This window comes from Pseudonocardia sp. TRM90224, assembly GCF_021245725.1.
Classification (GTDB): domain Bacteria; phylum Actinomycetota; class Actinomycetes; order Mycobacteriales; family Pseudonocardiaceae; genus Pseudonocardia.
Genome location: NZ_JAJGSX010000052.1, coordinates 12,460 through 36,947, shown reverse-complemented (window position 1 = coordinate 36,947; position 24,488 = coordinate 12,460). Strand labels below are relative to the sequence as shown.

Sequence of the window (24,488 nt, the reverse complement as noted above, 5' to 3'; positions counted from 1 at the left end):
GACCGGCACCGGGTGTGACAGCAGGGTGACGCCATGGACGCCGATGTGATCGTGGTGGGCGCCGGGCTGGCCGGCCTGGTGGCGACGGCCGAGCTCGCGGACGCCGGCAAGCGGGTGCTGCTGCTCGACCAGGAACCCGAGTCGAATTTCGGCGGGCAGGCGTTCTGGTCGTTCGGCGGGCTGTTCCTCGTCGACTCGCCGGAGCAGCGACGGATGGGCATCCGCGACTCGTTCGACCTCGCAATGCAGGACTGGCTCGGCAGCGCGGGCTTCGACCGCGGCGTGGACGACCCGCTCGGCGAGGACTTCTGGGCCCGCCAGTGGGCCACCGCCTACCTCGACTTCGCCAACGGCGAGAAGCGCGCGTGGCTGCACGGGCTGGGTGTGCGCTGGTTCCCGATCGTCGGGTGGGCCGAGCGCGGCGGCGGCCTCGCCGACGGCCACGGCAACTCGGTCCCGCGCTTCCACGTCACCTGGGGCACCGGCCCCGGCCTCGTCGCGCCGTTCGAGCGGAAGGTGCGTGAGGCCGTCGCCAGCGGCCTGGTCGAGCTCCGCTTCCGGCACCGCGTCGACGGCCTGACCAGCACCGACGGCGTGATCAACGGCGTGCGCGGCGCCGTGCTCGAACCCAGCCCGGTCGCCCGCGGGCTGGCCAGCTCGCGCGTCGAGACCGGCGAGTTCGAGCTGCACGCGCAGGCGGTGATCGTCACGTCCGGCGGGATCGGGGCCAACCACGACATGGTGCGGGCCAACTGGCCGGCCAGGCTCGGCCAGCCGCCGAAGGAGATGATCTCGGGCGTGCCCGAGCACGTCGACGGCCGCATGCTCGCGATCACCGAGGACGCCGGCGGGCGGATCGTCAACCGCGACCGGATGTGGCACTACACGGAGGGCATCCGCAACTGGAGCCCGATCTGGGCGCGGCACGGCATCCGCATCCTGCCGGGCCCGTCGTCGATGTGGTTCGACGCGCGGGGGCGCCGGTTCCGCGCACCGAACTTCCCCGGCTTCGACACCCTGAGCACGCTGGAGGCGATCACGGCGACCGGCTACGACCACTCGTGGTTCGTGCTCACGCAGAAGATCATCGAGAAGGAGTTCGCGCTCTCGGGCTCCGAGCAGAACCCCGACCTGACCGGCAAGGACATCCGCGCCACCCTGAGCAGGGTGCTGCCCGGCGCCCCGCCGCCGGTGGAGGCGTTCAAGCAGAACGGCGAGGACTTCGTCGTCGCCGAGACGATCGAGGAGCTCGTCGCGGGGATGAACAAGCTGACCCCCGAGCCGCTGCTCGACGTCGCCGACCTCACCCGGCAGATCGTGGCCCGCGACCGCGAGATCGAGAACACCTTCACGAAGGACCTGCAGGTCACGGCGATCCACGGGGCCCGCAACTACCGCGGCGACAAGCTCTCCCGCACCGCGACGCCGCACCGGTTCCTCGACAAGAAGAACGGACCGCTGATCGCGGTGCGGCTCAACATCCTCACCCGCAAGACGCTCGGCGGGCTGCAGACCGACCTCTCTGGCCGCGTGCTCGGCGCGAGCGGCGAACCGCTGCCCGGCCTGTTCGCGGCGGGCGAGGTCGCCGGGTTCGGGGGCGGCGGTGTGCACGGCTACCGGTCGCTCGAAGGCACGTTCCTCGGCGGCTGCATCTTCTCGGGCCGGCAGGCGGGCCGGGCGGCCGCGCTCGGCTGAACCTCGCCGCGCACATGTGGGCGCGCCGAGGTGACGGGGGTCACGTCAGTACCGTCGCCATATGCGAAGCCTGCTGAAGCGGCCGGCGTACTGGTTCTACGAACGTCATCTGCAGGCTCGGCTCAGCGGGATGCTCCGCCCCCGCCACATCGGGATCGTCATGGACGGGAACCGGCGTTGGGCCCGGCAGATGGGCATGGTCCCGAGCGTCGGGCACCGGTACGGCGGCGAGCACATCGACAACGTCCTCGCGTGGAGCGCCGAGCAGGGCGTCACCCACGTCACGATCTTCGTCGCGTCGCCGGACAACCTGCTGCAGCGCCCGACCGACCAGATCGGCAACGTGCTCACGATGGTCGAGGACGTGACGGACCGGCTCGCGCTCCCCGAGTCGATCTGGCAGGTGCACATCGCGGGCCGCCTCGACTCGCTCCCCGACACGACCCGGCACGCGCTCAAGCTCGCCGAGGAGCGCACCCGGCCGCGCACCACCGGCATGCACGTCACGTTCGCCATCGGTTACGGCGGGCGCGAAGAGGTCGTCGACGCGCTGCGCTCGCTGCTGGACGAGGAGGCCGCGGCCGGCGCCGACCTGCGCGACGTCGCCGAGCGGATCACCGACCAGCGCATCGCCGCCCACCTGTACACCGCGGGGCACCCCGACCCCGATCTGATCATCCGCACCAGCGGGGAGCAGCGCCTCTCCGGATTCCTGCTCTGGCAGTCGGCGCACTCCGAGCTGTGCTTCTGCGACACGTACTGGCCGGCGTTCCGGAAGGTCGACTTCCTGCGCGCGTTGCGCGCCTACGCGACCCGCGACCGCCGATACGGTCGCTGACGCCTGTCGAGATCACCCCGGTGGCTCCGACGTCTCTCCCGACAGCACCCCGAGCAGCGGAGGAACCGATGAAGTACCTGATCCTGATCTACGGCAACCCGGCGACCCGCGAGATGTGGGAGCAGCTCACCGACGCCGAGCGGGCGGCGGGCTGGGGCGCCTACGCGGCGCTCAACAAGGATCTCGCCGCGTCCGGGGAGCTGATCGTCACCGAGGCGCTCACCGACGCGTCCCTCACCAAGCGGGTCAACTCGCACCAGGGCACCACCATGACGACCGACGGCCCGTTCGCCGAGGTGAAGGAGCTGCTCGCCGGCTTCTACCTGGTCGAATGCGAGAGCGAGGAGCGTGCGATCGAGATCGCGGGCCGGATCCCGGAGGCCGGGTTCGGGCTGGTGGAGGTGCGTCCGGTGCTCGACACAGGTGGCATGGAGATGTGACCTGGAGCGTGAGGTCGAGGCCGGGAATGGCGACCTCGCAGCGCCCGGTGCGTCCTCGCGAAGCCGGGATGTGTGCGTTTCGCACGCGAGGGCAGGAAAGCCACTTTCCGGCCCTCACAGGGCAGGAAAGTGGCTTTCCTGCCCTCCCCAACCCAGCTGACGACCACGTCGGATGTACGACCGCGGTCGGGTTCGGTGAACCTGTCCGGTCAGCGTTTCCGCGCCTCGATGAGGAACCGGGTCGTGACCGCGACGAACCGGCCCTCGCGCTCGATCAGCTCGTGCATCTCGCGCAGCTTCGGCAGGTACTGCTCGACGGTGAAGCCCGGCACCATCCAGATCACCTTGCGCAGGAAGTAGACGACCGCACCGATGTCGCAGAACTCGGTGTGCAGCTCCTCGAGCCGCAGGTCGAGCACGTCCAACCCGGCGGCTTCGGCTTCGGCGCGGGCGTGCTCGACCGACCGCGGTTCGTCGCCGCGGGGTTGCGGGCCGAGGAAGAACTCCACCACCTCGAAGACGCTGCGCGGCCCGACCTGCTGCGACAGGTAGGTGCCGCCGGGGCGCAGCACCCGCGCGATCTCGTCCCACCAGGTCCGCACCGGGTGGCGGCTCACGACGAGGTCGAAGGCGCCGTCCGCGAACGGGAGCGGTGGCTCGTCCGAATCGGCGACCACCACGGCACCACGCGGGCCCAGCCGCGTCGACGCGACTGCAAGATTCGGCGGCCACCCCTCCGTCGCGACCATGACCTGCGGGAACACCGGTGCGGTGGCCAGCACTTCCCCGCCGCCGGTCTGGATGTCCAGCGCCGCGCTCGCCCTGGCCAGCCGCTCGCCCATCAGCCGCGAGTAGCCCCACGACGGGCGCTGCTCGCTCGCGCGCCCGTCGAGCCACGAGAAGTCCCAGCCGTCGACCGACACCTCGGCGGCCTCGGCGACCAGCTCGTCGAACGTCCGTCCCATCCCGCGAGCATGGCAGCTCGTAGGGTGCGGTTCATGACAATTCTCGTGCGGGACATCGCGGAATCGGATTTCGCGGCCTGGAAGCCGTTGTGGGACCGATACAACGCGTTCTACGGGCGGTCGGGGGAAACGGCGCTTCCCGCGCACATCACGGATATGACGTGGTCGCGGTTCCTCGACGCGTACGAGCCCATGCACGCGCTGGTCGCCGAAAGCGACGGCGAGCTCGTCGGGCTCGTGCACTACCTGTTCCACCGCAGCACGATCCTCGTCCAACCGACCTGCTACCTGCAGGACCTCTTCACGACGGAAGCGGCCCGCGGCAAGGGTGTCGGGCGGGCGCTGATCGAGGCCGTCTCGGAACGCGCGAAGGCCGCCGGCTCACCTCGCGTGTACTGGCACACGCACGAGACGAACGCGACGGCGATGCGCTTGTACGACTCCGTTGCGACGAAGCCCGGCTTTGTCGTCTATTCGCGGTAGCCGCGTTCCTGCAGGACCCAGGTGTTGCCATCGGGGTCGGCGAACTCGGCGAACGAGTTGAAGTTCTGCCGGGCGGGGTCGGGCCCGGGCACCCACCCGTCCGACGTCATGTGCCGGATCGCGCCGACGTCCAGCCCGCGCTCGACGAGCTCGGCGCGTGCGGCCTCGATGTCGGTGACGACGAGGTGGGTGCCGCGGACCGAGCCCGGCGCCGCGTCGGTGATCCCGATCCCGAACGTGATCGAGCACGCGGAGCCGGGCGGGGTCAGCTGCACCACACGGAACGCGTCGCCGGCCGCGTGATCGACGTCGAGCCCGAACCCCGCCTTCTCGTAGAAGGCCTTGGCCCGATCCACGTCGCTGACCGGCAGGAGCACCAGCTCGAGCTTGAAGTCCACGACGGCATCGTGCCACCAGCGCTCACCGGTTTTCGAGCACGTCCAGGTAGTGCTGGTTGAACATCAGCCCGAGCACGTTGCCGAACGGGTCGACGACCGAGGCGGTGACGAAACCGGGGCCGCGCTCGGTGACGGGCTCGTTCAGCGTGGCGCCGTGCGCGAGCACCCGCGCCAGCGACTTCTCGATGTCGTCGACGTGCCAGTAGACGATCGCCCCTGCCGCCTGGCCCACCTCGTGCGGCGCGAACCGGGCGTTGAGCAGCCCGAACTCGCCCTGGTAGTCGCCGATGCGGAACTCGGTGTAGGCCGGCGTGCCGTCGGGGGTGGAGCGCTCGAAGTACGGCTCGACGCCGAACAGCTCCGCGTACCACCTGGTGGCGGCCGCCATGTCGGCGACGAAGAAGCTGACGGTGCACATCCCACGCAACATCGGGGGTTCCTTCCGGTTCGGCTTGATGACACCCATCCTCCGCCGCAAAGTGCTCATCCTCTGAGCACTTTCCCTGACAAACTTCCGGCATGCGCGCTGATCGGCTCGTCGCCACCCTCCTGCTGCTGCAGTCGCGCGGCCGGGTTACAGCGGCGGAGCTGGCCGACGAGCTGGAGGTCTCGGTGGCGACGGCCCGCCGCGATCTCGAAGCGTTGTCCACAGCCGGTATACCGGTCTATCCACAGGCGGGCCGTGGCGGCGGATGGTCGCTCGTCGGCGGTGCCCGCACCGACCTCAGCGGGCTGTCCGCGACCGAGGCGCAGGCGCTGTTCCTGCTCGTCGGCCCGGCCGCGGCGATCGCGCCGGAGGCAAAGGCCGCGCTGCGCAAGCTGGTGCGGGCGCTGCCGACGACGTTCCGCGCCGACGCCGAAGCCGCGGCGAGCGCCGTCGTCATCGACCCGACTACGTGGGGCGGGCGCGGCAAGCCGCGGCCGGAGATGGTGGACCGCCTGCAGGCGGCGGTCGTGCGCAGGCTCAAGGTGGAGCTGGTCTACGCGCGGCGGCTGCAGGAGCGCACCACCCGGCTCGTCGACCCGTGGGGGCTCGTAGACAAGGACGACGTCTGGTACCTGCTGGCCGGCACCGACGCGGGGCAGCGGACGTTCCGCGTCGACCGCATCGTCGCGGCCGAGGTCACCGACCAGCCCGCCCATCGGCCGGCCGATTTCGAGCTCGCAGCGGCGTGGGAGCGGGTCGTCGACGAGATCGAGCAGCGACGCTCGCTCGTCTCGGCGACCGTGCTGGTGCCGGCGCGGTTCGTCGACGTGCTCCGCGGCCAGTTCGGGAGGCACTGCGAGCCGGGCGAGGAGCAGCCGGACGGTCGGGTCGGCGTGCGGATCGCCGCGCAGACCGCGTTGAACATCGCACAGGTGCTCGCCGGGTGGGGTGCAACGATCGAACTGGTCGACGGCCCCTCGGTGCGGGCCGAGCTCACCCGGCTCGCGGCGGAGCTCTCGGCGCGCTATCCCGCGTGAGGGTCGACCGGGCGGTCGTCGCGATGCGCCCCGAAGAACTCGACCTGCCGCTGCATGATCGTGCGCATCGGGGTGGCGCGGTCCACGCCGTAGACGGTGCCGGGAAAGTCCAGCGCTTGCTGCACCTCCCACAGCTCGTCGTGCCGGTCCGGGGAGAACAGCTGCGCCGGGTCACCCGCCGCGATCCACCCGATCGGCACGACCGATTCCGGCTCGAGCCGCGAGTTCACGTGCACGACCGAGTTGATCCGCAGTTCGCTGCCGGGCCCGACAACAGCACCGGGAAACACCGAAGCGCCCGTCGCGACAAAGCATTCGTCCCCGATGACGGCGCCGTTGACGTGCGCGTGCGGCCCGATCAGCACGGCATCCCCGACGATCGCCGGATGCCGGCTCCGGCCGCGGACCAAAGCGTTCTCCATCACGACGACATCGGCGCCGATCCGCACGTCGCCGTCCTCCGCCGTGAGCACCGCGCCGTGCAGGATCCGGGCCCTCTCACCGAGCACGACCGCGCCGCACACCACCGCCGTCGGGGCCACGTACGCCGATTCCGGAACCACCGGCTGCCTGCCGCGATGCTCGAGGATCATGCGGAAAGAGCATACGGGATCACATTGCGCGGGGCCGGTGCCGCACAGTAACCTCCAATTCATGACTGCCGGGTCGGCCATTGGCCACAAGCGATTGAGGCACCCGGCCTCCGCTTGACCTCCGAGCGGGCCCGCGGCCCGCCAGCGGTTCTCCTCTTCCTCGTTCCCGACCTTCCTCGTGCGCACCGCCGCGCGAGGCACTTCGTCATGCCCGAAAAAGAAAAGGAGAACAGAAACCAGAATGCCGATCGATTTCAACCAGCAGGTCATCGAGGAGTTCCGCGCCAACGAGGGACGTGTCGGCGGCAACTTCGAGGGAGCGCGGCTGCTCCTGCTCACCACCACCGGCGCGCGCAGCGGCGCGCGCCACACCGTCCCGCTCGGCTACCTGCCCGACGGGCCGGGCCGCGTGCTCGTGCTCGGCACCGCGGGCGGCTCGCCGCGCCACCCCGCGTGGTTCCACAACGTCAAGGTCAACCCGGACGTCACCGTCGAGGCCGGGGTCTTCACCTACGACGCGCGCGCCGTCGTGCTGGATCCCGCCGCGCGCGACCGCGCGTTCGCCAGGGCGGTCGACGACGACCGGGGCTGGGGCGACTACCAGTCCGGGGTCACGCGGACCATCCCCGTCGTCGCGCTGGAGGAGGTCGCCGCCGGCCCGCCGAACATCGCCAACGCGCGCTCGATGGGCGAGGCGCTGCAGATGATCCACAACGGGTTCCGGCACGAGCTCGCGCTGATCCGCAAGGAGGTGGCGGGGGCGGGCGCCGGGCTCGGTGCGCAGTTGCGGCTCAACTGCCTGTCGCTCTGCGCGGGACTGCACAGCCACCACGAGGGCGAGGAGGCCGGCATGCTCCCCGCGCTCGCCCACCGCTACCCGGAGCTGGCCCCGGAGATCGAACGGCTGCACGCGGAGCACGCAACGGTCGCCGCGCGCGTCGCCGACCTGCAGGAAGCGATCGCCGAGAACGACCCGCTGACCGTCCGCACCGAGGTCGACCGGCTGATCGACGAGCTGGAGGCGCATCTGGCGTACGAGGAGGAGATCCTGCTGCCCCTCCTCTAGGGCCCCGGGATTGGCGCATCAGTCAGGCCGGCGCTCGCCACACCAGCGAGTAGCGCCAGTAGAGGTGCCTGCGGTAGCGGACGCCCGGCAGCACCTGCCGGGCGATCCGCCGCATCCCGCCGTACGTCTCCGGCGGCGGCCACACCGTCGGCGCCGAGTGCTCCCAGTACTGCTGGCGCAGGAGCCTGCGGTAGACCATCGCGACGACGCTCGCCGGCTCGACCGCAAGATCCTTGACGCCGCGTGGGCGGGCCAGCCCGACGACGACCAGCACACCGCCCGGCCGGACGAGTTCGCGCACCCGCGTCAGGCCTTCGCGGGCGTCCATGTGGTGCAGGGTGGCGATCGAGGCGACCAGGTCGAACGAGCCCGGCTGCACGACGTCGTCGCGCACGTCGCCGACCACGTACTTCAATCCGTCGTCGCTGCTCGTGGCCTCGGCGAGGGCGATGCTCGGCTCGTCGGGGTCGATGCCGACGACCTCGGGGACACCCGCCCGGCGCAGCTGGCGCGCCAGCATGCCCTCGCCGCAACCGACGTCGAGGGCGCGTGCGCATCCCGTCGGCAGCGCACCCAGCACGACGCGGTGGTAGTGGATGTTGTGGTTCCAGCGTCCCTCGACCGTCATCCCGGCCGGAGGGTAGTGACTCCCATAACGCAACCAATGGGTTGCATAGCTGCATCCGAACTGCAACCATGTGGTTGCGTCACGACTTTTCGGAACGTCACGAAGGAGATCCGACATGACCACGCTCAAGCCCAGCAGCATGCTGCTCGGCACAACCCGTCCCACCGAGATGCGCGACTGGTACATCAAGGCGCTCGCGCCGGGGTTCACCGGCGACGGCCCGATCGACCTCGGCGGGTTCCTGCTGGTCATCGACGGGCGCAACGACGTCGAGGCGAAGAACGAGCAGCCGGGCCGCGCGATCATCAACTTCGACGTCGACGACTTCGACGCCATGGCCGCCCAACTGGACACCGCCGGTGTGCACTGGGTCTCGATCGAGGACCGCGAGAACGGCCGGTTCGGCACGTTCGCCGACCCCGACGGGAACTACCTCCAGATCATCGAGTGGAAGCGGGCCTGACCCCGACGTCCCCGCGGGCCCGGTCGGCTCCCCTCGCCGACCGGGTACGCCCGTCACCGCGACCGGTTGCTGGCGCGGATCCACGCGGCAAGGGTATGAGCGGCCGCCCCGGAGTCGACCGAGCGGCTCGCGAGCTCGACGCCGGCCGCGAGCGCACCGACGACATCAGGCAGCGGACCGGCCACGCTGTCGTGCGCGACCATCGCCGCGGCGGCATTGAGCAGCACGGCGTCGCGCACCGGGCCCGACCGGCCACCGAGCACGTCGTGGACGACCGCGGCGTTGTGCGCCCGGTCGCCACCGCGCAGCGCGCCGACCGGTGAACGCGGGATGCCCACCTCGGCCGGGTCGAGCGTCCGGCGGTCGACCCGGCCGGCGGCGGCGATCCACATCGTCGAGGTCGTCGACGTCGTGAGCTCGTCCATGCCGTCGTCGCCGCTCACGACGAGGGCGGTGGCCCCGCGGTCGGCGAACACCCTCGCCATCAGCGGGGCCGTGGTGGCGTCGGCGCACCCGAGCAGCGTCGCCGCTGGCCGCGCCGGGTTGATCAGCGGCCCGAGCAGGTTGAACACAGTCGGTATACCGAGCTGGCGACGCGGTACCGCAGTGTGTCGCAGGCCCGGCTGGAAGACCGGCGCGAAGCAGAAGCCGATGCCGCAGGCCTCGACGGTGGCAGCCACGCCGGCGGCGGGGAGGTCGATCCGCACCCCGAGCTCCTCCAGCAGGTCGGCCGTGCCGCACCTCGACGACGCGCTGCGCCCACCGTGCTTGACCACCCGCCGTCCGCTGCCGGCAACGACTAGCGCGGCCATCGTCGAGATGTTCACCGTGTCGAACCCGTCGCCGCCGGTGCCCACGACGTCCACGCAGGTTCCGTCGATCGGGACGGGGGTGGCGCTGCGGCTCAGCGCCGCCGCCAGCCCGGCGATCTCGGCGGGCGTCTCACCCTTGGCGCGGAGCAGCACGGCGAAGGCCGCGATCTGGGCCGGCGTCGCCTCGTCGCGGACGATCGTGTCCATCACCTGCTCGGCGACGGGAGCCGGCAGGTCGTCAGCGCGGATCAGCGCGGCGAGCACGTTCGGAAACAGGTCGGGCGGCATCGGGAAGTCCTTCCGGGAATGCCGACCGCGCGGGACGCCGGATCCGGGAGGGAGGTGCTCGGCAGCCGCTGCGGGCGGCCGAGAACGTGCAGCTCACGGTCGCCGGGGCGGCGACCACCAGAGCTGCAGGGGCGAGAGCACCCGGCCATCTCAGCATCCGGTGCGGATCCGGGCCACGCGGTTTCGGCTCCCGTCAGGGTTTGCGGGCCTCGACCAGGTAGCGGTGGTCGTGGAACACGACCCGGCCGTCCCTCCGGATCGTCGCGTCGATGGCCCGCAGCTGCGTGTCGTAGCGATCCACGTCGAAGCCGGGCACCTGCCACGACACGGCCTTCAAGAAGTAGACGAGCGCACCGATGTCGTGGATGGCGTGCTCGGGCGTCTCCTCCTGCCCGTCGACGATCTCCAGACCGGCCGACCGCAAGGCCTTGGCCGTCGTGTCGAGCAAGGCCCGCTCCGCATAGGCGCCGTCCGGCGCACCCAGCGCCTGGTTCAGGTCGGCGAGGTTGCGCGCGCCGACCCCCTGCTCGAGGTAGGTGCCGCCCGCGCGGAGCACGCGGGCGATCTCCGACTCCGATGCGGCGCCGTGCCGGTTGACGACGAGGTCGAACTCACCGTCCTCCGCGGGCAGCTCGTCGCCCTCGGGCACCCTGACCTCGACGCCCAATGGCGCAAGGCGACCGCGGGCGACCGGGATGTTCGGCTCCCAGCTCTCCGTCGCGACGCAACGCTCGGGCAGGGGCGCGAGGCTCGCGAGCATCTCCCCGCCGCCGGTGCACACGTCGAGCAGAGCCGTCGCGTCGACGATCAGCGCGCGGGCCCGCATCTCGTACGACCACGACGGGTCGGCCTGCCGCGTCCGCCCCTCCAGCCAGCCGAAATCCCATCCCCGGAAGGGAGCGTCGAGCGCATCTGCCACCAGCTCCTCGTACGACCTCATGGACGCGACGCTAACGCCGTGGCTGCACGCGGCGCCCCCGGTTTCCCCGGGCGCCACCCGCTCACGCGACGGCGGTCCGCGCGGCGGCCGGGTCGACGACGGCCGCGGGGCTGTCGACCTTTCCCGTGAGGTTCACCAGGCACATGACGTGCAGGACCAGCGTGAGCGGCACGCCGAAGGTCGGGATCAGGCTCATCGGGATCACCGACATGGGCTCCATGCCGGTGGGGGTGGTCACCCCGAGCGACACGGCGAGGACCAGGTCGACGATGCCGAGCAGCGTCCATCCGATGTAGCCGGGGCGCTGCCACCGCTTGCTGTTCCCGGTGAGGTAGAGCGCAGTGAGCGGGGCGCTGAAGCCGATCAACATGTCCCCGATTCCGGCGGGCAGGGCGAAGCGCGCAGGGAGCTCCGCCGCGGCGTACAAGGCCAGGATGGCGAAGCCCGCGACCCGCCACGCCTGCAGCAGTGTGAGGAACCGCAGGTCCAGGCCGCGGATCCAGGCCCGAACCCGGGACGAGAACACCGCCGCCGCGAGCACGAGCAGCGGCGGCAGCCCCGCGGCGAGACCGAGCGCGATCGACGGCGCTCCGGGCGGCGCGACGAACACGCCGGCCAGGCCGGCGAGCAGTGCCGCAGCGAGCCACGCGGCGATCACAACAGCAGCGACCATCTCGACCTCCAGTGACTTGCAATGTGCAAGTGACGGTAGGCGCAGAGACTTGTAAAGTGCAAGTGTGGCTTCGAGAGCAACCCGACGTTCGGACTGCGCCATCGCCGGCACGCTCGACCTCGTCGGCGACCGTTGGTCGCTGCTGATCGTCCGCGACCTGCTGGTCACGGAGTCGCTGCGCTACGGGGACCTGCTGGCCTCCCACGAGTCGATCCCGACCAACACGCTCGCCGACCGGCTGCGCAAGCTGGAGGATGCCGGGATCCTCACGAAGGAGCGCTACCAGGACCGTCCTCCGCGATTCGCGTACCGCCTCACGGAGCGCGGCTACGCGCTGGCCCCGACCCTGGACGCACTCGCGACGTGGGGCACCACCCACCTGCCCGGCACCCGTCGGCTGATCGGCTGATCGACCGGGAACCGGCTGTCACCGGGGTCACAGCGGCAGGACAAGGTGCCGGAGCTCGTACGAGCATCTACTCAAGTGACGCTGGTGCTGCTGAAACTGCTCCTCGCTCCCGGGCTGGTTGTCGCCTCGACGCTGGCGGGTCGGCGGTGGGGACCCCGGGTCGCGGGCGTGCTGGTCGCCCTCCCGATCGTGGCCGGGCCGATCCTGCTGTTCACCTACCTCGATCACGGTGCCCGGTTCGCCGCCGCGGCGGCGAGCTCGTCGCTCCTCGGTCTCGCAACGCTCGCGCTCTTCGCGGCGACGTTCGCGCGGCTCTCGCTCCGCCTGGGCTGGGCGGCATCGCTGGGCGCGAGCTGGATCGTCTGCATCGCGGCCGATCTCGCGTTCTCGATGGTGCGGGTGCCACCGCTGGTCGGGTTGTGCGTCGCGGTGGCCGTGACATATGCGGCAGCGCTCACGCTGCCCGCGACGTCGCAAGCACCGGCGCCGGACCGGCCCGGCTGGCCGTGGTGGGACCTGCCCGGCAGAGCCGTCGCAACGGCCGTGCTCGTGCTCGGGGTGACCGGCGCATCGGCTGCCCTCGGGCCGGAGCTGACCGGCGTGTTCGCCCCGTTCCCGATCGCCACGAGCGTGGTCGTCGGGTTCGTGCTGGCCCAATCGGGATCCGACGCCGCGATCGCGACGCTGCGCGGGGTGCTGCTGGGCCTCACCGGGTTCGCGCTGTTCTGCTTCCTGCTCGCGGTCCTGATCGAGCCGGCCGGCGGCCCGGCGGCCTTCTGCATCGCGACGACAACTGCCCTCGTCACACCGGTCCTGCAACGCAGGCTGGTGAGCGACACCGGCGGCTACCTCGCCGGCCGGCTGCGGTGAGCCACGGCACGGGCGTAGCGCTCGGAGAGCAGGGTGATCCGCTCGACGAGCTCGGGCGGATCGTCCACCTCGAAGTCCACGTCGAGCAAGGCGAGGTGCACGGCGAGACCGTCGATCGTGTCCGATCCGGTGTGCAGGACGCAGGAACTCCCGTCACGGGCCTCGACATAGCCGGCCGCCGGCGGGATGCGAGGCGCGACCTCGTCGGCGGGGGCGTGCACGAGCACCCGGGCCCGGTGGCGCCATGCGGCGGCGGAGACACGTCCGGACAGGTAGGCGGCGACGTCGTCGCTCGGCAACGGGCGGGGGGTGAACCGCGGTCCGGTGGGGATGCGCGGTGTGATCCGGTCGGCGCGGAAGGTGCGCCAATCGGCCCGCTCGACGTCCCACGCGAGCAGGTACCACCGACGGCCCCACGCGACGAGCCGGTACGGCTCGACATCACGGCGTGACTCACCCCCGTCGTGGGTGCGGTAGTCGAAACGCAGCCGCTCGGCGTCCCGACAGGCCGCCGCGATGCCCGTGAGCACGTCGGCGTCGACCTGCGGTGCCGGGACGTCAGCGGGTATACGCAGTGCATACTCGTCGAGCGCAGCCACCCGCCTGCGCAGGTGCCGGGGCAGCACCTGCTCCAGCTTGGCCAGCGTGCGCAGGGAGATCTCCTCGATTCCGGCCAGGCCGGTCGCGGCACGCAGCCCGAGCACCGTGGCGACAGCCTCGTCGTCGTCGAGGATCAGCGGTGGCAGCTGGGCGCCGGCGCCGAGCTGGTAGCCGCCCGCCGCGCCGCGGGTTGCCACGACGGGGTAGCCGAGCGCCCGCAGCCGCTCGACGTCGGCGCGGACGGTCCGCTCGGACACGTCCAGTCGCCGGGCCAGCTCGGGGCCGGTCCACCCGCGACGTGCCTGCAGGAGCGAGAGCATGCGCAGCAGCCGGGCCGAGGTCTCCAACACATCTCGAATTCTGCCGCACAATCAGGAACGAACCCTGCCTGATTGGGTCGTAACGTTCGAGCCATGGAGATCACGCCCTTCCGCATCGACGTTCCCCAGGCCGACCTCGACGACCTCGCCGACCGCCTCGCCCGCACCCGCTACACGGAGGAGCTCACGACCGGCGGCGACTACGGCGTCCGGGTCGACCCCGTGCGCGAGCTCGTGAGCCGGTGGCGCGACGGGTTCGACTGGCGCGCCGTCGAGCGGCGCCTGAACGAGATCCCGCAGTTCACGACCACGATCGACGGGCAGAACATCCACTTCCTGCACGTCCGCTCCCCCGAGCCGGACGCGTTCCCGCTGATCCTCACGCACGGCTGGCCCGGGTCGTTCGTCGAGTTCCTCGACGTGATCGGCCCGCTCACCGATCCGCGGGCGCACGGCGGCGACCCGGCGCAGGCCTTCCACGTGGTCGTGCCGTCGCTGCCCGGGTTCGCGTTCTCCGGGCCGACGACCGAGCCGGGCTGGAACCGGTACCGCACGGCGAAGGCGTGGGCGCAGCTGATGGCGGGCCTCGGCTACGAGCGCTACGGGGCGCACGGCAACGATGGGGGCTCGTTCGTCGCTCCGGAGCTCGGCCGGTTCGACGCCGAGCACGTCGTCGGCGTGCACGTCGACCAGATCTACTCGTTCCCGACCGGCGACCCCGCGGAGTTCGCGGGCATGTCCGAGGCCGAGATGGCGGAGCTGGCGCAGCTGCAGGAGTTCAGCGCCGACAAGCTCGCCTACAACGAGCTGCAGGCGATGCAGCCGCAGAACCTCGCGCACGCGCTCGCCGACTCACCCGCCGGCCAGCTCGCATGGAGCTACCAGCTCTTCGGCGACGCCGTCTCGCCCGAGTTCGTGCTGACCAACGTCGCGATCTACTGGTTCACCCGCACCACGGCGTCGTCGATGCGGTTCTACTGGGAGGACCGGCACACCCCCGAGGACGCGAAGCCGCAGGGGCCGACGACGGTGCCGCTCGGGCTGGCCGCGTTCGCCTTCGACTTCTCGGGCATCCGGCGCTTCGCCGAGCGCGACCACGCCAACATCGTCTCGTGGACGGAGTTCGATCGCGGCGGGCACTACCCGGCGCACGAGGTGCCGGACCTGCTGGTCGGTGACCTTCGACGATTCTTCGCCGGGCTGCGAGGCTGACCGCATGTCCGACGTCCTCGGCCCGCGCTCGCTGAACCGGGCCACGCTCGCGCGCCAGTTCCTGCTGGAGCGCACCAACCGGCCGGTCCCCGACGTGGTCGAGCACCTCGTCGGCATGCAGGCGCAGACCCCGCATTCGTGGTACGTCGGGCTCTGGAGCCGCATCGCCGGCTTCCGGCCCGACGCCACGGCCGAGCTGCTCACGGACGGGTCGCTCGTGCGGCTCGCGCTCATGCGGTCGACCATCCACCTCGTCACCGAACGGGACGCGCACGGCCTGCGCGGCGCGGTGCAGCCCGTGCTCGACAGCGACCTCATGGTGAACCACCTGCACGGCGCCGCCGTCCGCGGGCTCGACCTCGACGAGGTCGTGGCCGCGGCCCGACCGGTGCTGGCCGAGCGGCCGCGGACCCAAAAGGAGCTGGGCGCGTTGCTGCAGGAGCGCTGGCCCGACCGGCCGGCCGGCGCACTCGCCTATGCGGTGCGCAACCGCCTGCCGCTCGTCCAGGCGCCGCCGCGTGGGGTCTGGGGTCGCAGCGGGCCCATCGCGCACACCTATCTCGACGGCGGTAGCGACAGCGTCCCCCTCACGACGTTGGTGCACCGCTACCTCGCCGCGTTCGGCCCGGCCACGATCAAGGACGTGCAGGTCTGGTCGGGGCTCACGCACCTGCGCGAGGTGGTCGAGCCCATGGGCGACCGGTTGCGGATCTTCCGCGACGAGCACGACCGGGTGCTCTACGACCTGCCCGACGCACCACGTCCCGACCCGGACACCCCGGCGCCCGTGCGGTTCCTCTACGACTTCGACAACCTGCTGCTATCCCACGCCGATCGCAGCCGGGTGCTGACCGAGGAGTTCCAGCGGGTGTTCCGCGCGCGGCAGAGCCCACAACCGGCCGCCGTGCTCGTCGACGGCACCACCGCCGCGCATTGGACGCTGGAGCGGGATCGGGCGACCGCAACCCTCACCGTCCGCCCGCACCGGCCGCTCACCGGCGACGAGACGGACGCGGTGGCGTCGGAGGCGGCCGGGCTCCTGAAGTTCGTGGCGCCGGATCTGCGGCCGGAGCTGCGGCTGCAGTCCGCCTGACGCGGCCCGCGGGGCCCGACCGGATCACCGCCGGAAGATCGGCTCGTACCGCGAGCGCTCGTCGCCGACGACGTGGGGAAGGTAGTCCGGAACCGTTCGTGCGGCGACGGACCTCAACCGGGCCGCCGCTTCCTCCTCGGAAAGCGGTGACAGCGCGAGAGAACGCACGAGACCAGCGCGCTGGTCGTCGAAGTCGGGGCGGTCGTCGCGGATCTCCGAGCCCGACTCGGCGATCGTGAAACCTTGTGCGAGAGCACCCCAGAACGGCAGCGCCACCACGAGTGTGAGGGCCTCGACGAGATCGGCGCCGAGGAGCGTGGCCCGGCCCTCCGAGTCGGTGTAAAGGACGGGCCGCTCGCCCTCGGCCTCCTCGCACACGAAGTAGGTGCCACCGTCGCCGCTGCCGGCCACGGGGCGGAGCGGGGTCCCGGTCGGGAGGGCGAGATCCTCGACGGGATCGCGGCGATCGACATCAAATCGCTGAACCAGGCCAGCGCGGCAGCCAGTTCAGGATCGGCCTCGATCCGGTGGAGGAGATCGTCTGCGGCGGTCACGGGCAGAACGTAGCGCTCTTCGAGAGGTCGTCCACCGTCGCATTTGAGCGTGCTGACATCGTGGTCGCGCTCGATCTCCATGTCATCGAACGATCAGGTACTGGAGATCGCGCGTTGGCAAATGTCATGAGCGCTCGCTTCGTCGACGGCTGGAAGAAGCAGCCCTGCGGGCGTTCTGCACCACCAATTGCCCGCCGGATCGCGGAACGTCATCGCGACCCACAGCTCACCGGAGCTGATCAGCGCCTCCGGCTCGCCGTCCGGCAGGAGCGCCTGCAGAGCGCGGGAGGCTCTCCCCATGGTCCGCCGACCGCTGAGCGGTCCTACGAAGTTGTATGCCGCACGGCTGACTCCCCGAGGGGTCCCGACGTAGACCACGACCTGATAGAACGGGACCTCGTTGGAGTTCACGAGGCCTACCGAGACGACACGGCTCGGGCTCGGCGAGAGCGTTATCCAGCACACGAACTTGGCCGCGTATTGCGACCTCCTCGTTTCTTGGCGATCGGCTTCTGCTCTTTCGAGCGTCTCGATCTGAACCGCTTGCTGCTCGATCGTCGCGCGTGCCGCGCGGACTGCCGATCGCGCGAAGACGAGCGCGGTGATCGCTGCGATTCCGGCGAGCCCAGTCGGGAACCGATCCCCAATCGATGGTCTGCACACGGGGAGCATGTCAGCCCCGCACACTCCGTTGCGCAGCACGCGAGCGCATGCAGGTGGCTCTGCCCGACGCCCACCAGACCTCTCATCACGAGCGAAGATCAAGCCGTGTCCGGCGTCCGGCCGACTCGACAGGATGGCCCACGCCCGGCCCACCACCGGCGGTGGACGGCTGTCGTGCTGAGGAACGACGAGTGGAGACCCTCCGAGACAGCAGTACGGCCTCTGAGCAGCGTTTCCGCTGGTCAGGGGCCGTACTGGCTGGGGTGTGGCGGGTAGAGGATTCGAACCTCTGTAGCTTTCGCGACGGATTTACAGTCCGCTCCCATTGGCCGCTCGGGCAACCCGCCGGGTGCGCCGTGGCGCGTGTACGAGGATACGACAGCAGGAAACCGAGTTCGCAGGGACCCGTCCCGCAAGGAGGACCGCATGGCCGACCCGTCGTTCGACGTGGTGAGTAAGGTCGACCGGCAGGAGGTCGACAACGCCCTCAACCAGGCAGGCAAGGAGCTCTCGCAGCGCTTCGACTTCCGCGGCACCGGCACCACGATCGCCTGGTCCGGTGAGGAGGCGATCACGATCGAGTCGGAGACCGAGGAGCGTGCGAAGGCCGCCGTCGAGGTCTTCAAGGAGAAGCTGATCAAGCGCAACATCTCGCTCAAGGCGTTCGAGGTGGGTGAGCCGGCGTCGTCGGGCAAGGTCTACAAGGTCGGCGGCAAGATCCTCCAGGGCATCGAGTCGGAGAAGGCCAAGGAGATCAGCAAGGCCATCCGCGACGAGAAGTTCAAGGGTGTGCAGGCGCAGATCCAGGGCGACCAGCTGCGCGTGTCCGGCAAGAAGAAGGACGACCTGCAGGCCGTCATCGCGCTGCTGAAGAGCAAGGACTTCGGGATCGCGCTGCAGTTCACCAACTACAGGTGATCAGGAGGTGCCCTAGCGCTCTGACCAGCAGCGGAGCGCTGGGGTGCCGACCCCGGCACAGATTCGGCCCAAATCATGCGACCGCCTCCGGTACCCGGAACGCGCCGAGCGAGTCCTCGACGAGCGTCCGTGTCCGGTCGATCTGATCGGGCCACTGGCCCACGTACTCGTTCAGCGTCACGATCGGCGTGCTGTGCCCGAGTGCGAGCTGAACGGTCTTCACCGAGGCGCCCGCATGGATCAACAATGTGGCGAAGTAATGCCTCAAGCAGTGGAAGCCGGTTCGCTCCGGGAGTCCGGCAGCGCGAGCGGCCGGCTGCCAATCGTGCGACCAGCTCGCCCGATGGATCGGCCGCGACTGCGTGTTCGTGAACAGCAACTCCGCCGACCGCACCTTCGGCGATCGCCGATCAAGCTCATCCGGGACCTCGACGAGGACGGCGGGGTGCTCGCGCAGGTGCCACGCCAAGGCGTCCGCGGTCGGCTTCGGTAGCTCGACAATGCGCCTACTGGTCTTCGTCTTCACCGGCGCGATGAACGGGCTGCGGCCGCTGGTCACGGTCAGCTGCTGCTCGACGTGGATCTCGCGGCGCAGGAAGTCGACGTGCCGTCGCTCAAGACCGAGGGCCTCGCCGTGCCGGAGGCCACAGCCGGCGCCGACATAGACGAGTGCGCGGTACCGCGGCGGCAGATTCGCAGCGATGGCACGAATCTGGTCCGGCGTCGGGATCAGGTGGCCGGCCTTGTCCACTGCAGGAAGCGTGACGCCAACGCAAGGACTCGTCGCAATCACGCGGTCCCGGACCGCCGTTCCGAACAGCGCCACCAGGTACGAGTACGCGATACGCGCGGTGCTCGGCGCGAGATCGACGTTCTTCGCCCAGCTCTGCAGGTGAGAACTCCGCACCCGGCCGATAGGAATCTCGCCGAGCACCGGAGTGATGTGCCGCCGGAACGTGCGCTCGACGAGCTCGTAGGTACTCCCCCGGTGCAGCTGCGCCGCGCGCCATGTCTCGGCGTACGCCTCTACGGTCTGCCGTCCGTCGGCCGGGTCGATGTACAGGCCGCGGTCGACGTCGGTGTGAACGCCCTGATCGAATCGGACCGCGTCAGGCTTCTGCTCGAACAGCCGCTCGCGCGGCTTGCCGGTGTCGTCGACGTACCGCACCCGCCACCGCTTGCCGCGCCCATGTCGCCTCGTCGGGGTCGGCGGCAGCATCTTCTTCTTCCCGTCCGCGCCGACTACCGAGTCTCGCTTCGAGGAGTACCAGAGGTCATCGACCGCCATCGCCGGCCTCGTCAAAACGGATCTTGCGTGGGTGTGCCGTGGTCGACGTGCCGAGGTCCTCGACGGTGTCCGTTGGCGCGTCCTTCACATACCCGCGGCGACGCGCGACTGAGATCCAACGGCTGGCCTTCCCGCGTGGCACCCCGTACTCGCGCTCCAGAAGGCCCAGCGGAGCGTCGCCGGTCGCCAGGGCCCAGTGGTAGAGCCGCGCGACCTCGCGCAGCACGTCGTCGGTCATCCCCGCCTCGGCAAAGTCTGGCGGTGGCGCCACGAACGGATGAGTCTGCCCCTCCTTCTCGACGTCAACCTCGAAGACCGTCAAGCCTGAGGCGGCTGCCTCGCGCAGGAAGCGCCCTACAGGGATTCGGCGCAAGACCTCCGCCGTCACGCTTGGGCCTCCCTGGACCATTTCGACGTCGAGACGCGTGCAGACCAGGCGGCCCTCGACGACGTCGAGATGCATGACCACGGTGTGCTCGATCGGCTCGAGGTCGTCGGGACTCGGCTCGACACGCACCTTCGTGGGCACGGCCGCGCGGAACATGCCACCGCCGACCGCCTTCTGTTGTGCGAAGGCCTGCAACGACTCGGGCATGAAGTGATAGCGGGGCACCTGCGGATCCAAGGACACCGAGCGAAGGTACGTCAAACGATACGTCCTGACAAGACGTCACGTCAGATAGTTGCGAACCAACACGGGACGTGTTAAACCTTTCCGCATGACATCTCGACGGACTGTCTCGCACATCGGCGAGACCGATGTAACGGACTACGTCGCGAACCGCGCCGAGCGCCGACACCCTGACCGGCTCGCATCCCGGTCAGAGGTCGCGGCATACCTCGGGCTGCCGGTCGCGACGTTGAGCCAGTGGGCTTACAAGCGGGTAGGGCCGCCGTACCGGGTCATCGGCAAGCACGCCCGGTACAGGTGGGCCGACGTGGACCGATGGGTCGCCGCACAGACCTCCGGAGGGGACGCGGCCTGAGATGACCCCCAAGAATGCGACCGCCGGCCCCCTGACCGGAGCCGGCGCCGCCACCAACCACGTGAGCGCTCCCCAAGAGCAGCGCCCACATCGTAGCGCCGGCGCCGACAACTTGGTGGTCGCCGCGACCCTCTTCCTCGCCACCGGGAACGCCGCGTTCGACTGGATGGTCGTCCGCAAGTGCCCCTTCTGCGGCCACGCCCATCGGCATGTCGTCTTCGAGCGCGGCGCCACGACCATCGAGCGCGCCCCCAGCTGCGCGCGCCACCGGCTCTACACGGTCACGGCCAGCAGCGTGGTGCCCTCCGACAGCAGGAGGGCAGCGTGATGGCCGAGTACAACGTCCGGCCGAACGAGCCGCTCACCGTCCAGTTCAGCCCGCTCTCGATCGTTATGGCCGCGCACTTTGTCCATTGGGACATGCCGGTCGGCCCGGACGAAGCTGGGTGGACCTACGTCGGCGACGGCATCGTGCACGAGCTCAAGCCGGTGCTGGGGGTGTTCCTCCGGCACGACGTCAACGAGATCGGGCAGGTAGTCGGCGCCCGGCAGGAGTTCGCGATCCAGCTGGAGGACAGCCAGGAGCTGTGTACCCCGGCCGAGTACCTCGCCTACGGCGGGAGCTGCACCGCGCTCGTCGGCATCTACCCCTACAAGATCAAGCACGAGCCGACCACGGAGGAGATCGAGGCCGCGGTCAGCGTTGGGCGTCGGTTTCAGGCTGAGCGCGCCAGGCGCGCGTCGGCGGGGCCACCTCATGTGAGGTCCGCATGACTCTGACTTCGCTCCCCAGCTCGACAGAGTCTGCAACCTGTGGTGCCCATCGGATTCTCGACGGCGACACCGACCCGTGGGGCCCCGACGTCCACGAGGTCACCAACCCAGTCGAGTCGTTCCGGTGGGTGCTGCAGGAGCTCGGTGCGCGCGGCCTGTCGGCGATGATGCGGCGCGGCAGCGAGCTCGTGTTCTGCTCCCGGCTCGACGAAGACGGCTACGTGCCGCCGCGTGACGAGCGCGACGACAACGGGCCAGCGACGATCAGCCAGGTCACCTCCGAGGTCGTCGTCGCCCGGCTCGCCCTGAACTACTTGGTGTGGAAGTGGGGTGGTCCGGCGAAGGACCCGGTCAGGGTCGAGACGTTCATGCCGACCGGCTTGGTGCGCAACGCGCTCGCCGCGATTGACGAGGCGCCGAACCTGCGCGTGCTGCGCGGCGTGACGCACACGCCGATGGTCCGCGACGACGGCAGCATCCTCGACGCCCCGGGCTACGACGCCACCACGAACTTCCTCTACCTGCCGACCGTCGAGGTCGCCCCGGTGCCGACCAGCCCCACGACGATGGAGGTCAAGGCAGCCACGAAGCTGCTGCGCGGGCTGGTCGACGAGTTCGTGTGGGCCGGCAAGCACGACGAAGCCAACTACCTCGGGCTGCTGCTGACGCCGCTGCTGCGTGAGCTCTGCCCTCCGCCGTACAAGTTGGCCGCGATCATGGCGCGGCAACCCGGCTCCGGGAAGTCGCTGCTCGCGCGACTCGCACGCGAAGTCCACGGCGGGGTCTTCCGCAGCGAGATGCCGCACGACGATGCCGAGCTGGAGAAGTCGGTGACGTCGATCCTCACCCAGACGACCGCGCCGATCGTGGTCTTCGACAACGTGACGGGAATCCTGCGCAGCTCGCGCCTGGCCGGCCTGCTGACCTCGCGGGCCTACTCCGGGCGCGTCCTCGGATCCACCAACAACATCGAAATGGTCAACGACCGGCTGTGGACGATCACGGGCAACAACCTCGCTCTCGGCGGGGACCTGGTGCGGCGCACGATCTGGGTGACCATCGACCCGAGGGTGCCGGATCCGGAGAGGCGCACCGGGTTCCGCATCGCCAACTTGCCGGCCTACGTCACGGCGCACCGCGGCGAGATCCTGCACGCCCTGTTGGTGTGGGTGCGAGCCTGGATCGTCGCCGGCAAGCCCCAGGAGATGCGCTCCAGCGATGACTATGCGCACTGGTCGGCCGTCGTTCGCGGCATCTTGCAGGTGGCCGGCGTGCCGGGGGAGTTCGACCACGAGGAGTCGGCGCAGCAGACCGTCGCGGTCGGTGATGACGACTGGCGGGATTTCCTCGAGGCCATCGACTCGGCCGTCGGCAGCAGCACTTGGAGCGCCAAGGAGTTGCTCTCCAAGGTCCACGACGGGCGCGAGCTGAACGCGACGTGGAACGCTGCCAGGGACTACGAAGCTGCCCATCCGATCCCGCTCGAAGCCGTGCCGGCGGAGCTGGTGGAGAAGTTGTCGAGGAACCACTCAGCCGGGCTGGGCGGGCTTTCCCGGTCGCTTGGAAGGTGGCTGGCGAACCGCGAAGGGCGGTGGGCCGGAGACCTGACGGTCCGCCGTGCCGGGGAGGACCGAACCAAGCTCGCCCTGTGGAAGGTGGAGCGCTTCCAGCGAGGTGACAACGTTGCGTAGTCACGAAGACGCGGAACGTACCGATCTTGCAGGGTTTGCAGGGTTTGCAGGATTTGTTTCCCACCCAAGCGCGGGAGGAAATTTCGGTAAAAGTAGTAACGGCGACGGGCCGGGAAAAACCCTTCAAACCCTGCAAACCCTGCAGCCGACCCCCGCGGAGTTCATGGCCCGCCGGCACGCCAGCCGAGGCGATGCCGACCCGTTCCGATGGTTCGAGGCGCTGCTGACCGCCGTCGGTGCGCAGCAGGTCGGCCGGAAGTGGCAGTGCCCCAGCCATGCGACGACAGGTGAACACACCGCGAGCCTCCGCCTTGCCCGAGGCGACGACGGCCGGCTGCTGCTGTTCTGCCACGCCGGATGTGACTTCCGCGACGTCCTCCGCGCCCTTCAGCTCCCCGGCAGCGCGCTGATGACCGCGCCGCCCACCAAGCCCGAGGTGCACGCTCGGTTCTACCTGCGGAAGCTGACATTCCCCGAGCCGAAGGCCGGCGGGTCGCCTGCCGATCGCGGGTTCCGATTCGAGGCCGAACACCCGTACGGCGTTCCTGAGCCCTACGCCTGGAAGATCCGCCTGCGGCACCCCACCACCCGGGCGAAGGAAGTCTCCTGGGAATCGCTGAACTCGAAGGGCGAGCGAGTGCCCGGCCTCCTCGGCCGGCGGCAGGCCGACTTCCCGCTCTACCACGAGCGCGAGATCCGCATGGCCATCGCCGCCGACGAGGTCGTCATCGTCTGCGAGTCCGAGTCGTCCGCGGACGCGCTCGTCAAGACCGGCTGGTACGCGACCACGTGGGCAGGTGGCGCGGCTGATCCGCCGGTGTCGCGCATCGCGGAACTGCTCGGTCGCCACCCGAACGCCCTGCTCATCCCGGACAACGACGACGCCGGACGCCGCTGCGCAGAGAAGTTGATCCGCGGCGCCGCCGTGCAGCACCTCCTCCTCGGCAACGAAGGCGAGGACGCCCGCGACCTACTGGTGCGGCTCGGGCCAGCCGAGTTCCGGGTCGTCATCAACGCAGTGTTGAAGGAGAAGGACTCATGACCGACCAGCCCGACGAGTTCGACGAGGACGTCCGCCGCGATGTCAACGAAGCAGGCCGCCGCGCCCTGCACCTGGTCATGCTCCGCACCGTCGACCGCGACGACACCGCATGGCCCGCGGAGCTGAAACGCATCGTCCACGAGGAAGACGCGATGTTCGCCGGCCACATCGTGTCGGTGCTCATGGGATTCGTCGACACGCTGCTCTCCCGGCTCACTCCGGCTGAGCGCGACGACTTCCTCGCCAGGTCGGCCGGCTACTACGGCCCCGACGACCTTCAAGACCTCTGACCCACCACGAAAGGAAGATCCGTGAACAACAA

31 protein-coding genes and 1 tRNA gene are annotated in these 24,488 nt (G+C 70.1%); 18 read left to right on the top strand and 14 right to left on the bottom strand.

The window, feature by feature from the left end; translation table 11 throughout:
- The first annotated feature begins 33 nt into the window (after nucleotides 1-33).
- The 3 genes from LL648_RS38645 to LL648_RS38635 all read left to right on the top strand — a co-directional run bounded on the left by LL648_RS38645 (nucleotide 34) and on the right by LL648_RS38635 (nucleotide 2,973).
- A complete protein-coding gene (locus LL648_RS38645) occupies nucleotides 34-1,695 on the top strand; it encodes an FAD-binding dehydrogenase (RefSeq protein WP_232667923.1) in 1,662 nt (553 codons plus the stop codon).
- Between the two features lie 61 nt (nucleotides 1,696-1,756).
- The gene (uppS, locus tag LL648_RS38640; protein WP_232667922.1) at nucleotides 1,757-2,533 is read left to right on the top strand and encodes a polyprenyl diphosphate synthase; all 777 of its coding nucleotides are present in this window, start codon (nucleotides 1,757-1,759) and stop codon (nucleotides 2,531-2,533) included.
- Nucleotides 2,534-2,601: 68 nt separating this feature from the next.
- A complete protein-coding gene (locus tag LL648_RS38635) occupies nucleotides 2,602-2,973 on the top strand; it encodes a YciI family protein (RefSeq protein ID WP_232667921.1) in 372 nt (123 codons plus the stop codon).
- A gap of 209 nt (nucleotides 2,974-3,182) precedes the next feature.
- Here the strand turns inward: LL648_RS38635 and LL648_RS38630 are convergent, their stop codons facing one another.
- Nucleotides 3,183-3,938, bottom strand: coding sequence for a class I SAM-dependent methyltransferase (locus LL648_RS38630; RefSeq protein WP_232667920.1), 756 nt, complete (start codon nucleotides 3,936-3,938; stop codon nucleotides 3,183-3,185).
- A 33-nt stretch (nucleotides 3,939-3,971) separates the two neighbouring features.
- Here LL648_RS38630 and LL648_RS38625 point away from each other — a divergent pair, with 33 nt between their 5' ends.
- Nucleotides 3,972-4,421, top strand: a complete 450-nt coding sequence (locus LL648_RS38625; RefSeq protein WP_232667919.1) for a GNAT family N-acetyltransferase — start codon at nucleotides 3,972-3,974, stop codon at nucleotides 4,419-4,421.
- On the opposite strand, the gene LL648_RS38620 is transcribed toward LL648_RS38625, so the two are convergent.
- Entirely contained in the window at nucleotides 4,409-4,819 is a 411-nt protein-coding gene (locus tag LL648_RS38620; protein ID WP_232667918.1) for a VOC family protein, read from the bottom strand. The genes LL648_RS38625 and LL648_RS38620 overlap by 13 nt on opposite strands.
- A gap of 22 nt (nucleotides 4,820-4,841) precedes the next feature.
- On the bottom strand, nucleotides 4,842-5,249 hold the full coding sequence (locus tag LL648_RS38615) for a VOC family protein (protein ID WP_232667917.1): 408 nt from the start codon (nucleotides 5,247-5,249) through the stop codon (nucleotides 4,842-4,844).
- An 89-nt stretch (nucleotides 5,250-5,338) separates the two neighbouring features.
- Here LL648_RS38615 and LL648_RS38610 point away from each other — a divergent pair, with 89 nt between their 5' ends.
- Nucleotides 5,339-6,283 (top strand): helix-turn-helix transcriptional regulator, encoded by a 945-nt coding sequence (locus LL648_RS38610; protein ID WP_232667916.1) that lies wholly within the window; start codon nucleotides 5,339-5,341, stop codon nucleotides 6,281-6,283.
- Here the strand turns inward: LL648_RS38610 and LL648_RS38605 are convergent.
- Nucleotides 6,271-7,146, bottom strand: coding sequence for a gamma carbonic anhydrase family protein (locus tag LL648_RS38605; RefSeq protein ID WP_232667915.1), 876 nt, complete (start codon nucleotides 7,144-7,146; stop codon nucleotides 6,271-6,273). The genes LL648_RS38610 and LL648_RS38605 overlap by 13 nt on opposite strands.
- Here LL648_RS38605 and LL648_RS38600 point away from each other — a divergent pair.
- Complete coding sequence (locus tag LL648_RS38600) at nucleotides 7,118-7,942, top strand: nitroreductase/quinone reductase family protein (protein ID WP_232667914.1); 825 nt, start codon at nucleotides 7,118-7,120, stop codon at nucleotides 7,940-7,942. The genes LL648_RS38605 and LL648_RS38600 overlap by 29 nt on opposite strands.
- Nucleotides 7,943-7,964: 22 nt before the next feature.
- Here the strand turns inward: LL648_RS38600 and LL648_RS38595 are convergent, their stop codons facing one another.
- Entirely contained in the window at nucleotides 7,965-8,570 is a 606-nt protein-coding gene (locus LL648_RS38595) for a class I SAM-dependent methyltransferase (RefSeq protein ID WP_232667913.1), read from the bottom strand.
- Between the two features lie 115 nt (nucleotides 8,571-8,685).
- Here LL648_RS38595 and LL648_RS38590 point away from each other — a divergent pair, with 115 nt between their 5' ends.
- A complete protein-coding gene (locus tag LL648_RS38590; RefSeq protein WP_232667912.1) occupies nucleotides 8,686-9,033 on the top strand; it encodes a VOC family protein in 348 nt (115 codons plus the stop codon).
- 53 nt (nucleotides 9,034-9,086) lie between these two features.
- Here LL648_RS38590 and trpD read toward each other — a convergent pair whose 3' ends face one another.
- The 3 genes from trpD to LL648_RS38575 form a co-directional block, all read right to left on the bottom strand.
- Nucleotides 9,087-10,133 (bottom strand): anthranilate phosphoribosyltransferase, encoded by a 1,047-nt coding sequence (gene trpD / locus LL648_RS38585; protein WP_232667911.1) that lies wholly within the window; start codon nucleotides 10,131-10,133, stop codon nucleotides 9,087-9,089.
- Nucleotides 10,134-10,326: 193 nt separating this feature from the next.
- Nucleotides 10,327-11,073 (bottom strand): class I SAM-dependent methyltransferase, encoded by a 747-nt coding sequence (locus tag LL648_RS38580; protein ID WP_232667910.1) that lies wholly within the window; start codon nucleotides 11,071-11,073, stop codon nucleotides 10,327-10,329.
- A 61-nt stretch (nucleotides 11,074-11,134) separates the two neighbouring features.
- Nucleotides 11,135-11,746, bottom strand: coding sequence for a hypothetical protein (locus LL648_RS38575; protein ID WP_232667909.1), 612 nt, complete (start codon nucleotides 11,744-11,746; stop codon nucleotides 11,135-11,137).
- Nucleotides 11,747-11,810: 64 nt separating this feature from the next.
- On the opposite strand from LL648_RS38575, the gene LL648_RS38570 reads away from it, so the two are divergent.
- Together LL648_RS38570 and LL648_RS38565 are read left to right on the top strand one after the other, a co-directional pair.
- Entirely contained in the window at nucleotides 11,811-12,155 is a 345-nt protein-coding gene (locus tag LL648_RS38570) for a winged helix-turn-helix transcriptional regulator (protein WP_232667908.1), read from the top strand.
- Nucleotides 12,156-12,230: 75 nt separating this feature from the next.
- On the top strand, nucleotides 12,231-13,025 hold the full coding sequence (locus LL648_RS38565) for a hypothetical protein (protein WP_232667907.1): 795 nt from the start codon (nucleotides 12,231-12,233) through the stop codon (nucleotides 13,023-13,025).
- Here LL648_RS38565 and LL648_RS38560 read toward each other — a convergent pair.
- A complete protein-coding gene (locus LL648_RS38560; protein WP_232667906.1) occupies nucleotides 13,001-13,975 on the bottom strand; it encodes a helix-turn-helix transcriptional regulator in 975 nt (324 codons plus the stop codon). The two genes, LL648_RS38565 and LL648_RS38560, sit on opposite strands and share 25 nt — an antisense overlap.
- A 63-nt stretch (nucleotides 13,976-14,038) precedes the next feature.
- On the opposite strand from LL648_RS38560, the gene LL648_RS38555 reads away from it, so the two are divergent.
- Nucleotides 14,039-15,157 (top strand): epoxide hydrolase family protein, encoded by a 1,119-nt coding sequence (locus LL648_RS38555; RefSeq protein ID WP_232667905.1) that lies wholly within the window; start codon nucleotides 14,039-14,041, stop codon nucleotides 15,155-15,157.
- 4 nt (nucleotides 15,158-15,161) lie between these two features.
- Nucleotides 15,162-16,250, top strand: a complete 1,089-nt coding sequence (locus tag LL648_RS38550) for a winged helix DNA-binding domain-containing protein (protein WP_232667904.1) — start codon at nucleotides 15,162-15,164, stop codon at nucleotides 16,248-16,250.
- A 24-nt stretch (nucleotides 16,251-16,274) separates the two neighbouring features.
- Here LL648_RS38550 and LL648_RS38545 read toward each other — a convergent pair whose 3' ends face one another.
- The 3 genes from LL648_RS38545 to LL648_RS38535 form a co-directional block, all read right to left on the bottom strand.
- The gene (locus LL648_RS38545) at nucleotides 16,275-16,661 is read right to left on the bottom strand and encodes a hypothetical protein (RefSeq protein ID WP_232667903.1); all 387 of its coding nucleotides are present in this window, start codon (nucleotides 16,659-16,661) and stop codon (nucleotides 16,275-16,277) included.
- Nucleotides 16,662-16,897: 236 nt separating this feature from the next.
- Nucleotides 16,898-17,506, bottom strand: coding sequence for a hypothetical protein (locus LL648_RS38540; RefSeq protein WP_232667902.1), 609 nt, complete (start codon nucleotides 17,504-17,506; stop codon nucleotides 16,898-16,900).
- 227 nt (nucleotides 17,507-17,733) lie between these two features.
- Nucleotides 17,734-17,814 (bottom strand) — tRNA-Tyr (locus LL648_RS38535).
- A 79-nt stretch (nucleotides 17,815-17,893) separates the two neighbouring features.
- Here LL648_RS38535 and LL648_RS38530 point away from each other — a divergent pair.
- The gene (locus tag LL648_RS38530) at nucleotides 17,894-18,385 is read left to right on the top strand and encodes a YajQ family cyclic di-GMP-binding protein (protein WP_232667901.1); all 492 of its coding nucleotides are present in this window, start codon (nucleotides 17,894-17,896) and stop codon (nucleotides 18,383-18,385) included.
- A gap of 73 nt (nucleotides 18,386-18,458) precedes the next feature.
- Here LL648_RS38530 and LL648_RS38525 read toward each other — a convergent pair whose 3' ends face one another.
- Together LL648_RS38525 and LL648_RS38520 are read right to left on the bottom strand one after the other, a co-directional pair.
- Complete coding sequence (locus tag LL648_RS38525; protein WP_232667900.1) at nucleotides 18,459-19,673, bottom strand: tyrosine-type recombinase/integrase; 1,215 nt, start codon at nucleotides 19,671-19,673, stop codon at nucleotides 18,459-18,461.
- A complete protein-coding gene (locus LL648_RS38520) occupies nucleotides 19,660-20,304 on the bottom strand; it encodes a hypothetical protein (protein WP_232667899.1) in 645 nt (214 codons plus the stop codon). The genes LL648_RS38525 and LL648_RS38520 overlap by 14 nt, the downstream gene beginning before the upstream one ends.
- An 88-nt stretch (nucleotides 20,305-20,392) precedes the next feature.
- On the opposite strand from LL648_RS38520, the gene LL648_RS38515 reads away from it, so the two are divergent.
- From LL648_RS38515 to LL648_RS38490, 6 genes are read left to right on the top strand one after another with little or no spacing between them, the layout of a single operon-like run.
- Nucleotides 20,393-20,659, top strand: a complete 267-nt coding sequence (locus LL648_RS38515; protein ID WP_308190448.1) for a helix-turn-helix transcriptional regulator — start codon at nucleotides 20,393-20,395, stop codon at nucleotides 20,657-20,659.
- A gap of 1 nt (nucleotide 20,660) precedes the next feature.
- A complete protein-coding gene (locus LL648_RS38510; RefSeq protein ID WP_232667898.1) occupies nucleotides 20,661-20,987 on the top strand; it encodes a hypothetical protein in 327 nt (108 codons plus the stop codon).
- Complete coding sequence (locus tag LL648_RS38505) at nucleotides 20,984-21,433, top strand: hypothetical protein (RefSeq protein WP_232667897.1); 450 nt, start codon at nucleotides 20,984-20,986, stop codon at nucleotides 21,431-21,433. The genes LL648_RS38510 and LL648_RS38505 overlap by 4 nt, the downstream gene beginning before the upstream one ends.
- Nucleotides 21,430-23,124, top strand: coding sequence for a hypothetical protein (locus LL648_RS38500; RefSeq protein WP_232667896.1), 1,695 nt, complete (start codon nucleotides 21,430-21,432; stop codon nucleotides 23,122-23,124). The genes LL648_RS38505 and LL648_RS38500 overlap by 4 nt, the downstream gene beginning before the upstream one ends.
- Nucleotides 23,108-24,166 carry a hypothetical protein gene (locus LL648_RS38495; protein ID WP_232667895.1) on the top strand — a complete coding sequence of 353 codons (1,059 nt, stop codon included), beginning with the start codon at nucleotides 23,108-23,110 and terminating at the stop codon, nucleotides 24,164-24,166. The genes LL648_RS38500 and LL648_RS38495 overlap by 17 nt, the downstream gene beginning before the upstream one ends.
- Nucleotides 24,163-24,456: a hypothetical protein gene (locus tag LL648_RS38490; RefSeq protein ID WP_232667894.1), complete on the top strand. Its 294-nt coding sequence runs from the start codon at nucleotides 24,163-24,165 to the stop codon at nucleotides 24,454-24,456. Before LL648_RS38495 ends, LL648_RS38490 begins: the two co-directional genes overlap by 4 nt.
- Nucleotides 24,457-24,488 lie beyond the last annotated feature (32 nt).

Coding starts and splice junctions, on each gene's coding strand:
- LL648_RS38645 (WP_232667923.1), top strand. CDS start 34: ATGGACGCCGATGTGATCGTGGTGGGCGCCGGGCTGGCCGGCCTGGTG.
- uppS (WP_232667922.1), top strand. CDS start 1,757: ATGCGAAGCCTGCTGAAGCGGCCGGCGTACTGGTTCTACGAACGTCAT.
- LL648_RS38635 (WP_232667921.1), top strand. CDS start 2,602: ATGAAGTACCTGATCCTGATCTACGGCAACCCGGCGACCCGCGAGATG.
- LL648_RS38630 (WP_232667920.1), bottom strand. CDS start 3,938: ATGGGACGGACGTTCGACGAGCTGGTCGCCGAGGCCGCCGAGGTGTCG.
- LL648_RS38625 (WP_232667919.1), top strand. CDS start 3,972: ATGACAATTCTCGTGCGGGACATCGCGGAATCGGATTTCGCGGCCTGG.
- LL648_RS38615 (WP_232667917.1), bottom strand. CDS start 5,249: ATGTTGCGTGGGATGTGCACCGTCAGCTTCTTCGTCGCCGACATGGCG.
- LL648_RS38610 (WP_232667916.1), top strand. CDS start 5,339: ATGCGCGCTGATCGGCTCGTCGCCACCCTCCTGCTGCTGCAGTCGCGC.
- LL648_RS38600 (WP_232667914.1), top strand. CDS start 7,118: ATGCCGATCGATTTCAACCAGCAGGTCATCGAGGAGTTCCGCGCCAAC.
- LL648_RS38605 (WP_232667915.1), bottom strand. CDS start 7,146: ATGACCTGCTGGTTGAAATCGATCGGCATTCTGGTTTCTGTTCTCCTT.
- LL648_RS38595 (WP_232667913.1), bottom strand. CDS start 8,570: ATGACGGTCGAGGGACGCTGGAACCACAACATCCACTACCACCGCGTC.
- LL648_RS38590 (WP_232667912.1), top strand. CDS start 8,686: ATGACCACGCTCAAGCCCAGCAGCATGCTGCTCGGCACAACCCGTCCC.
- trpD (WP_232667911.1), bottom strand. CDS start 10,133: ATGCCGCCCGACCTGTTTCCGAACGTGCTCGCCGCGCTGATCCGCGCT.
- LL648_RS38580 (WP_232667910.1), bottom strand. CDS start 11,073: ATGAGGTCGTACGAGGAGCTGGTGGCAGATGCGCTCGACGCTCCCTTC.
- LL648_RS38575 (WP_232667909.1), bottom strand. CDS start 11,746: ATGGTCGCTGCTGTTGTGATCGCCGCGTGGCTCGCTGCGGCACTGCTC.
- LL648_RS38555 (WP_232667905.1), top strand. CDS start 14,039: ATGGAGATCACGCCCTTCCGCATCGACGTTCCCCAGGCCGACCTCGAC.
- LL648_RS38550 (WP_232667904.1), top strand. CDS start 15,162: ATGTCCGACGTCCTCGGCCCGCGCTCGCTGAACCGGGCCACGCTCGCG.
- LL648_RS38530 (WP_232667901.1), top strand. CDS start 17,894: ATGGCCGACCCGTCGTTCGACGTGGTGAGTAAGGTCGACCGGCAGGAG.
- LL648_RS38525 (WP_232667900.1), bottom strand. CDS start 19,673: ATGGCGGTCGATGACCTCTGGTACTCCTCGAAGCGAGACTCGGTAGTC.
- LL648_RS38515 (WP_308190448.1), top strand. CDS start 20,393: ATGACATCTCGACGGACTGTCTCGCACATCGGCGAGACCGATGTAACG.
- LL648_RS38510 (WP_232667898.1), top strand. CDS start 20,661: ATGACCCCCAAGAATGCGACCGCCGGCCCCCTGACCGGAGCCGGCGCC.
- LL648_RS38500 (WP_232667896.1), top strand. CDS start 21,430: ATGACTCTGACTTCGCTCCCCAGCTCGACAGAGTCTGCAACCTGTGGT.
- LL648_RS38490 (WP_232667894.1), top strand. CDS start 24,163: ATGACCGACCAGCCCGACGAGTTCGACGAGGACGTCCGCCGCGATGTC.